Genomic DNA, 12,276 nt, shown 5'->3' on the forward strand with positions numbered 1-12,276 from the left:
TCTTATCTGTAACGTCTATGATCACTCAAATTCTTTCATAATCTTATCAAGCTCTGCATATTCAGGAAGACAATCAAAGGTAGCAAAGTAATCTCTGGGAGTCTCTGCCCTTCTGATCATCTCTACACTTCCATCCTCTTTAAGGAGAAGCTCAGAACACCACAGTTTTCCGTTATAGTTATATCCCATTGCAAAGCCATGTGCTCCGGCATCATGAATGAAAAGATAATCACCCATATCTATCTTGGGAAGCTTTCTGTCTATTGCAAATTTATCATTATTCTCACAAAGTGAACCGGTGACATCATACACATGATCCAGAGGCTCGTTCTCTTTGCCAAGAACAGTTATGTGATGATAAGAGCCGTACATTGCAGGTCTCATAAGATTAACTGCACATGCATCAACTCCAATATACTCCTTGTAGATGTGCTTCTCATGGATTGCCTTTGTAACAAGCGCACCATAAGGTCCAAGCATAAATCTGCCCATCTCTGTATAGATTGCTACATCATCCATACCTGCGGGAACAAGAATTCTCTCATATTCTCTTCGTACTCCCTCGCCGATTGCAGCAATATCATTGCCTTCCTTATCAGGCTCATAAGGAATTCCAACACCGCCTGAAAGATTGATGAATGCAATATCCGCACCGGTCTCTTTTTCAAGCTCTACAGCAAGCTCAAAAAGCTGTCCTGCAAGTGTAGGATAATACTCATTAGTAACTGTATTGCTTGCAAGAAATGCATGTATACCAAAATGCTTAACGCCGTAGCCCTTAAGGATCTTAAAGCTCTCGGCAAGCTGCTCTCTGGTCATTCCATACTTGGAATCACCCGGGTTGTCCATGATTCCATTACTCATCTGGAAAACGCCACCGGGATTATATCTGCAGCTTATTGTCTCAGGCAGTTTGCCGCCCAGTGCTTCTCTGGCAAACTCAATATGAGTTATATCATCAAAATTGATTATTCCGCCGATCTTATCAGCATAAACAAATTCTTCTGCGGGAGTATCATTTGAAGAAAACATGATATTTTCTCCACAAGCTCCGATAGACTTGCTGAGCATCAATTCAGTAATTGAAGAACAGTCAAAGCCACAGCCCTCAGCTTGCAGAAGCTGCATAATCTTAGGATTAGGAGTTGCCTTAACAGCAAAATATTCACGGAATCCTTTATTCCACGCAAAAGCCTTTTTTACAGCTTTGGCATTTTCAACGATTCCTTTTTCATCATATAAATAAAACGGGGTCGGGTATTTCTTTACTATCTCTTCGACCTGTTGCTTGCTTACATACGCTTTCTTCATAATATCCTCCTGTCTTGCATTTTCACTTTACTACGTTATCACGAAAAAGTGTATGTGTCTAGCAAGAATTTTAAAACTAAATGTTTTCTATCTGCCAATCTATGGGCTCTATGCCGTTAGCCATAAGAAACTCATTACACTTGGAAAAGTGTTTACAGCCGAAAAATCCACGGTAAGCGGATAGCGGACTTGGATGCGGAGCAGTAAGAATCAGATGTTTTGGATTATTTAGCATCTCAATTTTACTTTGCGCAGGTCTCCCCCATAACAAATACACTATAGGTCTGTCCTGTTCATTAAGCGCCCTTATAATTGCATCAGTAAATTTTTCCCATCCTCTTCCCTTGTGGGAATTTGCCGCATGAGCTCTTACAGTTAATACCGTGTTGAGCAATAACACACCCTGATCAGCCCACTTTTTAAGGTATCCGTTGTTAGGCACATAACAACCAAGATCCTCATGAAGCTCTGAATAAATATTGACAAGTGATGGAGGTATATCCTGCCCCGGCTGCACAGAAAATGAAAGTCCGTGCGCCTGCCCGGGCTCATGGTAGGGATCCTGTCCCAAAACCAGCACCTTAACCTCTTTGAGCGGAGTAAGATGAAGCGCATTAAAAATATCATCCGCAGGTGGATAGATCACCCTCGAATGATATTCATTATTGATAAACTTATAAAGTTCTTTATAGTAATCCTTGCCAAACTCCGGCTTCAAAGCCGGAAGCCAGTCATTTGAAATCATTGGCATTTTAGTTCACGCCCTTTCATATATTAATCTGATTCCCATGCTTTTCACATGGAAATCTGAGAATCATAACATGTAATTATCAGTTCAAAGCCTTACAGGAACGTCTTTGCCCTTGAGATAATTCTTAACCTCACTTATCTCAAGCTCTTTATAGTGAAAAAGTGACGCTGCCAGAGCTGCGTCTGCACCGCCCTTAGTAACAGCCTCATAAAAGTGCTCACAATTACCTGCGCCGCCTGAAGCAATAACCGGAATAGAAACTGAATCAGCTACTTTTCTTGTAAGCTCCAGATCATATCCTTCCTTTGTTCCGTCTCCGTCCATGCTCGTAAGAAGGATTTCTCCCGCTCCGCGTCTTTCTGCCTCTTTAGCCCATTCAATGGCATCAAGTCCGGTATCAATTCGACCGCCGTTTTTAAAAACATTAAAACCGCCGTTCTCATTTCTCTTTGCATCAATCGCAACAACAACACACTGTGATCCGAATTTCTCAGCTGATTCCGTTATGAGGTCAGGCCTATTAATTGCTGCAGAATTGATCGCAACTTTATCCGCGCCTTCCCTTAATACTGCTCTCATATCATCAACGCTTCTGATTCCGCCACCGACTGTGAACGGGATAAAAATCTGTTCCGCAACCTTTCTCACAAGGTCTACAACTGTGTTTCTGGCATCAGATGTTGCAGTTATATCAAGAAAAACAAGCTCATCTGCACCTGCCTCAGAATAAGCTTTGCCAACTTCAACCGGATCTCCGGCATCACGAAGCTGTACGAAATTTATACCTTTTACAACTCTTCCGTCATTTACATCAAGACATGGAATAATTCTTTTAGTAAGCATATTTTGTCCTCTCAAACTTTAAGGAAATTACGAAGTATTTCCATTCCAACTTCAGCACTCTTCTCCGGATGAAACTGGCAGGCAAAAACATTACCCTTCTCGACAGAAGCTTCAATCCTGGTTCCATATTCTGTAGTTGCTGTAACAATACTCTTATCATCGGCATCCAGATAAAATGAATGGACGAAGTACACATAAGAGCCTTCATCAATCCCCTCAAAAAGTCTGCCCTTATTGGGATATTTCAGATCATTCCATCCAATTTGTGGAATTTTCAAACCCGGAGTATCCGGAATTTTCCTGATTTTACCCGGTAAAATGGAAAGGCCTGAAACTCCTTCCGATTCCTCACTTGAATCGAACAAAAGTTGCAAGCCCAGACAGATTCCCATAAACGGAGTTCCGCTACCTGCAACGGTGCGGATTACCTCCGTAAGCTTATACTCATTTAATTTATTCATTGCGTCACCAAAAGCGCCCACCCCAGGCAGGATCACTCGATCAGCTCTCATAATTTCCTTAGGATCTCTGGTGACGCAAATATCAGCTCCCAAGTATTTAAAAGCATTTTCAACGCTTTTAATATTCCCTGCATCATAATCAATAACAGCCAACATAGGATAATATCTCCGGTAATGTATTTCGACATCATCACTCTGTTTTTGGCTTAATCTTCTCTATGGTGCCTGTGATTTCCATTATGTGTCTTGTGTAATCCTTCTTATCCTCTATTTCAAGAATATCTTCTATATCCTGATCACTAAGACCATACTCAGAGGTGAGTGTCGATTCGATATTAGCATACACGCTTTGCACCTCACCTGCAACCTGAAACTCCTCAGCTTCAAGCATTATGGTTTTTTTAGTATTCATAGCGATAATCAGAATATCCAGTGCTTCGTCATCCATCTTCATGGCTTTATAATTCTTATATGAATCAAAATAGTAGTTAGCACAGGCTAAAACTCTCGCTTTATGGTAAATAAGAGTCTGTTCCTCATTAAGCTTTTTACCATATAAAAGCTTGTAAGCTGTAGCATAATCGGCCTTTTCATAAGCACTGGTTGCCCTGCTCATTATGATCTTTCCGGGCATAAGCATTGCAGGTAAGCAGCACAGTATTCCAAGGCTAAACGCAAACAACATGGAAATGGCAACCTTCTTAGGCGCAAGTGCCTTCTCCGGAACTCCATCATCCTCCTTCGGCTTTTTCTCCTTCTTCGGCTTCGGAGGCTTTTCTTTCTTCGGAGGCTTCTCCTTCTTTGGTTTCTTTTCCTTCGGCTTCTTTTCCTTCTTTTCTTTCTTCTTCTTTTCCTTCTTACCTTTCTTTCCATCCTCAGCCGCAAGCTCGTCAAGCACCTGCTGATTCTCGTCGGTCAGACTTGCAAGTTCGTCCTCTTCGGATTTGGGATTAAGATCCTCATCAGTCTGAGTAAGTACCTTGAAAAGAGCAGCAAATATCAGAAGAATTATATTAGGTCTTCGTTTTTTCTTTTTCTTTTCTCCCTCTTCGCTTTCGGGTAAATCGCCTTCCATTTTCAGCCCGATTTCATCGTAGTCACCACCGTTATCATTGACCTCATCCGGATCGGGAATGTCATCAGAGAATCCTATATCTCCGAGTTCTTCTTCTCCTATTCCTTCTAAAATGTCATCAGGATTAACTCCCTCTTCGCCGGGAGAATCGTCTCTTCCTTCACCCATATCATCAAGGCTGATTTCACCGGCACCAGCACCTTCACTCTCATCGATGTGGGCAGTGTTTTCCATATCCTCAACATCATCGCTGGCAAGGCTGTTCATGATAGCATCAAGATCAGGCATATCGACATCAGCAGGTTCACTCTCCCCACCGGCATCTGAAGCATCTTCGCCGAGATCCTCAAGCATACTATCCAGATCCATTTCTTCGCCCAGGGCCTCACCATCTTCAGCATCAACGCCAACATCCTTGAGAAGGTCATCGAGTTCAGCGTTCATAGATTCAAAGTTTACATCAGAATCTTCCTCTTCTTCAGCAGGCTCATCACTATTTTCACTCATTGCATCAGCAAAATCGGCAAAAGCATCCTCTAAAGAGCCCTCATCAACAGGTGCTTCTTCTGCACCCTCTACAGCGTCACCGATTTCTTCCACTGCACCTTCAACTGATCCATCAGTTATTTCATCTGCTGACTCTTCAGTCAATTCTGCTGCTTCAAGCACATCTTCTGCAGCTTCGGCAGGTACCTCGTCTGTGGCTTCGGCAGATACCTCATCTGTGACTTCATCTGATAAATCTTCCGGTGTACCATCAGAAACTTCTTCTGTAACTTCTTCTAATTCCTTATCCATTAATTCTCCTTCAGGAATCTTTACCTCATCAAGTGAAAGCTCAGATTCCTCGGAAAACGTTCCTTCTCCGCCATCGCTGATAATGTCTCCCATGGATGCCACTTCTTCATCCAAGCCAGCCATCATCTCATCTAATGATGCTTCCATATCCTGAACATTATCTTCTTTGCTTTCATCGGTATTTCCAAACATGCTATCAAGATCGAGCATTTCATCTGAAATGTCTCCATCTGATTCTGAAGCAGGTATATCCATTTCACCTAAATCAGTTCCTTCCGGCGAACCTCCAAGAGCTTCTTCCGGTGTAGCATGCATCATCTCATCAAGAATCTCTTCAGGCGATTCCTTCGCATCAGAATTCTCGGAGTCATTCAAAATATTCTCATCTTCAATCGGAATTTCAGGCGCAACTTCAAAAAGTGCATCCGGAGCATCCTCAGGAAGCTCCATAGCAACTTCATTCATAATGTCATTATCTTCTACAGCAATATCCTCTATTGCTGCAATATCCTCAGCTGCAGGAGTTTCTTCTGCTGCAGGAGTCTCTTCAGCAGACACACCCATCTCTGCCATCATCTTCTCGATATCTTCTGGTGACATGTCTTCTGATACAGCTTCTGCTGCTGGCATCTCTTCTATTACAGGTTCTTCTATAGTTGGAATGTCCTCAACCGCAGGAACCTCATCTGCTGCAGGAGCTTCCTCTACTGCAGGAGCCTCATCTGTAGACACGCCCATCTCTGCCATCATTTTTTCAATATCTTCTGGTGACATGTCTTCTGATACGGTTTCTTCTGCAGAAACTTCTTCTACTACAGGAGTCTCTTCTGCAGACACACCCATCTCTGCCATCATTTTTTCAATATCTTCTGGTGACATGTCTTCTGATACAGCTTCTGCTGCAGGAACATCTTCAATTACAGGTTCTTCTATAGTTGGAATATCCTCAACCGCAGGAACCTCATCTGCTGCAGGAACTTCCTCTGCTACAGGAGCTTCCTCTACTGCAGGAGCCTCATCTGTAGACACGCCCATCTCTGCCATCATTTTTTCGAGTTCTTCTGGTGACATGTTTTCTGATACAGCTTCTGCTGCTGGCATCTCTTCTATTACAGGTTCTTCTATAGTTGGAATGTCCTCAACCGCAGGAACCTCATCTACTGTAGGAACTTCCTCTGCCACAGGAACCGTCTCTGTTGTAGGAACTTCTTCTACTGCAGGAATATCTTCTACTACAGGAGCTTCTTCTGCAGGAATTTCTTCTACTACAGGTTCTTCTATAGCAGGAATATCCTCTAATACAGGAACTTCCTCTACTGCAGGAACTTCCTCCACTGCAGGAACTTCCTCTGCTACCATAGGCTCTTCTACAGTAGAAATCTCTTCTGGAATAGCAGGCTCTTCCGCTGCAGGAGTCTCATCTGTAGACATTCCCATCTCAGCCATCATTTTCTCAATGTCTTCTGGTGACATGTCTTCTGATACAGTTTCTGCTGCAGTAATTTCTTCAATTACCGGTTCTTCTATAGTTGGAATATCTTCTGCCGCAGGAATCTCATCTGCTGCAGGAGCTACTTCTGCTACAGGTACTTCCTCCACTGCAGGAGCTTCCTCTTCAAACATGCCCATCTCAGCCATCATTTTTTCGAGTTCTTCAGGTGACATGTCTTCTGATACAGCTTCTTCTGCAGGTATTCCTCCATTTGTCTGCTCATCCGCTGCGGGAGTTTCTTCCATTGCAGGCATTTCTTCAGAAATATTTGCTATCTCTGAGGTAGGAAAATCCTCGATCGAAAGCATATCTTCCATCGGAGGAGCTTCTTCCACCTGAGGCATATCCTCTATAGTCAGCATATCCTCAGTCGGAGGCTCTTCAATCGTCGGCATTCCATCTATGGTCAACATATCATCATCCATAGATATTTCATCTGATGCCGGAATATCCATTATTGTTAAAGCTTCATCCGTAATCGGAGTATTATCAAGCTCCGGCATATTATCTAATTCATCTAAATTATCTAACTGGGGTATTTCATCAAGCTCCGGAGTTTCATCTTCTACCGGTGCGATCTCTTCTGCAATAGGTGCAACTTCATCCATTGCTGAAAACTCATCAAGTCCGGATTGCATAGCATTAGCCGCTTCAAGGTCCAATGCCTCCGCTTTTGCTATCGCTGCATCAAGAGCAAGCTCATCAGCATCTTTTTCATAACCTTCAGCTATCTCATCCCCAACCTTATATTTAGGCAAAGTCTCGTCAATAGGCGCACTTATAACATCCAGGACTTTTTTCATTCCTGTATCCAACAATTCACCACTATCCAGCTTAGATAGCATTTGCCCAATTTCATTAAGATCACTATTCTCTGACGATCCATCAATAACATCGTCCAGATCGGTATCTTCTGAATAGTGCAAATTAGTAGTGGTTTTCGCTATGCCTGAACTGGAATCTTTTTTCAGAGATTGTAAAAGATTATCCAAATACTCCTCATTCCTAGAACTCATGACAACAACTCCCCCAAAAAAATTTAAAAACTCCCTTCATTGTAGCAGTCATTGAAAATTGATTTTCATAACTGAAGCAACAAAGGGAGTTATCATACACATCATATATCTTTATTTCGAATCGCCCTCAGCATGAACAAGTTCATCAATTACAGCGACCAAATTACCGATCTCCGGTTTTGACAGCTGCCTGTCAGCTCCTAAGGACTCTCCTTTTCTTCTCATTTCCTCGTTTACCAGTGATGAGAAAATAATAAGAGGAATCTGCTTCGTATCATCATCGCTCTTGATAAGCTTTGTCAGGCGATGTCCATCCATGATAGGCATCTCAATATCGGTAATGATACATTTAACCTTATCAAGCTGACCTCTGTCCTTGCATCCTTTGATATAGTCATATGCCAATTTACCATTTTCAAAGTGTCTGACATTGTCATATCCGGCCTTCTTAAGTGAGTCTACAATCAGCTTATTAAGCAGCTGTGAATCCTCTGCCAAAACTATCGGAATTTCGTTTCTTGTTCTTGTACCGATATCTGTAAGCTGAGCAACATTAAGACCTGTATTAGGATTGATATCTGAAACAATTTTCTCGAAGTCAAGAATAATGATCAGGCGTTCCTCAAGCTTGATAATACCTGTTGAAATACTCTCCTCAGCCTTGGAAATTGTAGCATTGGGCTTAATAATATCTGCCCATGATACTCTGTGAATTCCAACAACAGCATCTACATGAAAAGCTATATCCAGCTTATTAAAGTTGGTGATAATGAAAAGACCGCCAGGCTTTGAAGCGCCTCTCTGAAGGCAGTTTCTTAAATCAATTGCAGTTATCATTGTATCGCGGGGCATGAAAATTCCTTCAATGCTCGGGTGCGCATTAGGAACCGGCGTGACTTCTTGATAAACAATAATTTCCTTAATCTTTGCCACATTTATTCCGTAGCAATGATCATCGATTCTAAACTCTAAAACCTCAAGTTCGTTTGTACCATTTTCAAGCAAGATTTTCGATTCCATATTTTCACCTCACGCTTTGAAAAATATTGCAACTGCAATCATTAAAAAACAAACTAAAAACCGATTGAATATATATTTAATATCCTAATTCAGTATAGCATATACTTTTTGAAAATAAATAGAAAAATTAAAAAAGACAGGCAAATTGACTGTCTTTTAAGATTCTGTTAATAAGTATTTTAGAAAATTAAGAAGTAATCAATTTTGTCTAGGTTTGATAATAATTAATTCATTATTATCACAATAAATGCATGTTATTCTAATATTGATAAAAATGTGATTGATACCTTATATCTTCTCTTTAGCATATATACTCTGTCTAACTACCAGAAGAAATACGGAAAAGTCAGATTTTTCCCAATATATCTTATGATTGGTCCCATCGCGCTTGGCTGTGCGCTCCAGTTAATATTTTTTGGAGTATCTCTTATATGGGTTTCGCTTGCAGTCGGAATGACATCTATATATATGTCAATTCAAAATGAATTTTCGTATCTTGATGCTCTTACCGGTCTTTATAACAGAGCTTATCTTTTTTATAAAGCAGAATCGTTTAGTAAACACAAAGAAATTGGAGGCATCATGATCGATGTCGACTATTTCAAATCTATAAATGACACTTATGGCCATTCCGCGGGCGACAATGCACTGATTGATGTTGCAAAAATACTGACAAAAACAAGCCGGATAATGCATTAGTTATCAGGTATGCCGGTGATGAATTCATGTTTATTGTCTATGATACTAACATGGATGAGCTTTCTCGTATTATGGAAAACATCCATAATGGAGCTAAAGCTTTTAATGCTACAAACTCAAGGCAATATCGGCTTTCTCTTTCTCTTGGATGCAGTATTTTTAATCAGGAGAATGAAAACCTTGATGACTTTTTCAAAAAAAATAGATATTGCCATGTATGAGAATAAAATAAAAAGGCATGCCAATGATAACCATTGAAATGCCTTGTTTGTTATTCCAATACTGACTTAATAAATGAATCCGCAAGTTCCGGCCATTTGATAATTTCAGGATAAGTCACATCCGGGTAATATTTTGCTTCAGAAAAATCTCTAATAAGCTCTTCTCTTTTTTCCTTAGACACATCTACCTTGTCATTCTTTATCGCATCCACAATTCTAAAAACCTGCTCATAAGTATAAGGCTCTCCAAATCTATGGTTTGCCCAGTCATCATCACCAAGACTAAGACCATGATGTCCAAATGAAAAGATGTGAACTGTATGTGTTACACCAGCTTTAGACAGTGCTTCGTCAAAGAGATACGTGTTCTCAACAGGCACAATATCATCAGTGATAGTATGCCATAAGAACGTTGGCGGAGTATTCTCATTAACATTCTTTTCCAAGGAATAATATTCTAAATTTTCTTTGGAAGCATCATTTCCAAGAAGTGCATTAAATGAATCCCTATGAGCAAATTCTCCTGACGTAATCACCGGATAACAAAGAACCGTCGCATCAGGTCTATTACTTAATTTGTTTAGTTCTTCATCTACATCTGCAACATCATCAAAATGGGTACTTAAGGACCCACACAAATGAGCTCCGGCAGAAAAACCGCAAATTGCAATTTTATCCGGCATGATATTATATCTTTCAGCATCTTTTCTAAGAAGCCTTATCGCTCTTGATAAATCTTTCATAGGCTGATCCATTAGTGGTTCTTTGAAAAGAATATCTGTAGTATAAGTCAAAACAAATGCGTTATATCCGAGCTTATAAAATTTCTTGGCAACAATCTCTGCTTCTGTCGGTGAAACTACGCAATATCCTCCTCCGGGAACAACAACCATACCAGGATGCATTTGCCCATCATCATGAATATAACTGACCATATTGGGTTTAAAACCAAACGCTAGCGGGTAAGAATACTCATCATCTTTCCATATATCAATTCTCTGTGTTCTATGATTATGGTTACCTATGAGTTTTTCCATCCAAATCATGTTGTACCATCTTCCAAATTTATAGCCACATTTGAAAAAAGCACCTATTTTCGTAAATCCCAAATGAGCATGAAAATGCTCGCTGTTTTTACTTAAATACTCGTCCTCTATAACCGGATCTCCTATGCAGGCATAAAGGTTTTGTATGCCAATATCAGCTAATCTCTTTTCAAGAGCCTCATAAAGTGCTCTTCCATAACCCTTTTTCTTACTGTTATTATCCAAATATATTGTCAATTCACAGGATTTATCGTAAGCAGCTCTTGCCTTAAATGTTCCAGCATAAGCATAACCTTTGATTTCTCCGTCATCCTCCAAAACTAAATATGGATACTTTGAAGTAATGTTTTTTATACGTCCAGAAAACTCCTCAGCTGAAGGCACTTCATACTCAAAGGTAATAGCTGTATTTATTACATAATAACCATATATTTCTAGTAATCTGTCAACGTCCCCAAGTCTTACATCTCTAATTATGTACATTTTTCAAGTCACTCCATTCTGCTTTCACTATTTTTTAGTAACACTCAATTAGTATTCCATTTCTATTTAGCTTTGTAATATTGAACCGTTCATCAAAATTATAATTATTCCATTCTTCCGGAATTATGGCAAATGGAACAATTGATGGCATATTACCTAACTTCAAATCATCAAGCTTAGTAATATCTCCGGACAACTCTAAAGTGGTCTGTATAGCAGAAACGCACTCCCAATCCCATAGCGTTACGATAAGCTTTTTGATGTTACTTATTTTTCGAGGATCATAGTTTCCCTTACCATTTCCCCACTGTAGTAGCTCATCTTCAGGAATTAGTATCGTAAAGACAAATTCATCATCATAACAATGAATATATGCCCTTACTTCTGAAAAATTATTGTAATCTAAAAATATTTGCCTATAGTCACTGGAATAATGTTCACGATATCCAAGCTCAAAATTTTTCTTTAACTTCTTCTCGTTCCAGGCAATGATCTGTTCAAGCGTTTCATCAAAAAATTCCCATCCACCACTAATAAATCTTAAATCTTCTTTTTGAATGATATCAATGAAGTCAGTGAACATACCATCATATCTGTCTGATTTATTAATGCTGATATCAATCGAAAAATATGCCGGCATATCAATTCTCCTTGTCCAATTTCAAAACTTCTTCATTAAGAAATTATTTTATCAGAAACACAAAAAAAGATAGCCATAATGACTATCTTTGTATCTAATAGGGTTTGTACCTTCAAAACCGAACACTGAATACATTTTAGATCCGTTTCTTTTGTTCTATATCCATATTGGACAAGCCCTCGACCTATTAGTACACATCAGCTGAACACGTTACCATGCTTACACCTTGTGCCTATCTACCTCATAGTCTCTAAGGGGTCTTACTCCATAAAGGAGGGATATCTCATCTTGAGGGGGGCTTCACGCTTAGATGCCTTCAGCGTTTATCCCTTCCGGACTTGGCTACCCAGCCTTATGCATCTGGCGATGCAGCTGATACACCAGCGGTCCGTCCATCCCGGTCCTCTCGTACTAAGGACA

The 12,276-nt window shown here is 40.2% G+C and carries 10 protein-coding genes and 1 rRNA gene; 2 read left to right on the plus strand and 9 right to left on the minus strand.

Features of this window, described 5'->3' with window-relative positions:
• Nucleotides 1–21: 21 nt before the first annotated feature.
• The 6 genes from G586_RS0103880 to G586_RS0103905 all read right to left on the minus strand — a co-directional run bounded on the left by G586_RS0103880 (nt 22) and on the right by G586_RS0103905 (nt 8,767).
• Entirely contained in the window at nt 22–1,314 is a 1,293-nt protein-coding gene (locus tag G586_RS0103880) for a diaminopimelate decarboxylase (protein WP_026526660.1), read from the minus strand.
• A gap of 73 nt (nt 1,315–1,387) precedes the next feature.
• Nucleotides 1,388–2,062 carry a uracil-DNA glycosylase gene (locus tag G586_RS0103885; RefSeq protein ID WP_026526661.1) on the minus strand — a complete coding sequence of 225 codons (675 nt, stop codon included), beginning with the start codon at nt 2,060–2,062 and terminating at the stop codon, nt 1,388–1,390.
• Nucleotides 2,063–2,146: 84 nt separating this feature from the next.
• On the minus strand, nt 2,147–2,905 hold the full coding sequence (hisF, locus tag G586_RS0103890; RefSeq protein ID WP_026526662.1) for an imidazole glycerol phosphate synthase subunit HisF: 759 nt from the start codon (nt 2,903–2,905) through the stop codon (nt 2,147–2,149).
• 11 nt (nt 2,906–2,916) lie between these two features.
• A complete protein-coding gene (hisH, locus tag G586_RS0103895; RefSeq protein ID WP_026526663.1) occupies nt 2,917–3,522 on the minus strand; it encodes an imidazole glycerol phosphate synthase subunit HisH in 606 nt (201 codons plus the stop codon).
• A gap of 34 nt (nt 3,523–3,556) precedes the next feature.
• Entirely contained in the window at nt 3,557–7,747 is a 4,191-nt protein-coding gene (locus G586_RS24620) for a hypothetical protein (RefSeq protein WP_026526664.1), read from the minus strand.
• 111 nt (nt 7,748–7,858) lie between these two features.
• Complete coding sequence (locus G586_RS0103905; RefSeq protein WP_026526665.1) at nt 7,859–8,767, minus strand: chemotaxis protein; 909 nt, start codon at nt 8,765–8,767, stop codon at nt 7,859–7,861.
• A gap of 276 nt (nt 8,768–9,043) precedes the next feature.
• Between G586_RS0103905 and G586_RS27195 the strand changes: the two genes are divergently transcribed.
• Nucleotides 9,044–9,466, plus strand: a complete 423-nt coding sequence (locus G586_RS27195) for a sensor domain-containing diguanylate cyclase (protein WP_155834016.1) — start codon at nt 9,044–9,046, stop codon at nt 9,464–9,466.
• A 26-nt stretch (nt 9,467–9,492) separates the two neighbouring features.
• Complete coding sequence (locus tag G586_RS27200) at nt 9,493–9,687, plus strand: hypothetical protein (RefSeq protein WP_026526667.1); 195 nt, start codon at nt 9,493–9,495, stop codon at nt 9,685–9,687.
• 50 nt (nt 9,688–9,737) lie between these two features.
• On the opposite strand, the gene G586_RS27335 is transcribed toward G586_RS27200, so the two are convergent.
• The 3 genes from G586_RS27335 to G586_RS0103930 form a co-directional block, all read right to left on the minus strand.
• Entirely contained in the window at nt 9,738–11,216 is a 1,479-nt protein-coding gene (locus G586_RS27335) for a GNAT family N-acetyltransferase (protein ID WP_081674175.1), read from the minus strand.
• 34 nt (nt 11,217–11,250) lie between these two features.
• The gene (locus G586_RS0103925; protein ID WP_026526669.1) at nt 11,251–11,856 is read right to left on the minus strand and encodes a hypothetical protein; all 606 of its coding nucleotides are present in this window, start codon (nt 11,854–11,856) and stop codon (nt 11,251–11,253) included.
• Between the two features lie 167 nt (nt 11,857–12,023).
• A 23S ribosomal RNA gene (locus tag G586_RS0103930) occupies nt 12,024–12,276 on the minus strand; the annotation flags it as partial.

The sequence above is a fragment of the Butyrivibrio sp. VCD2006 genome (assembly GCF_000423925.1).
Lineage (GTDB): Bacteria > Bacillota > Clostridia > Lachnospirales > Lachnospiraceae > Butyrivibrio.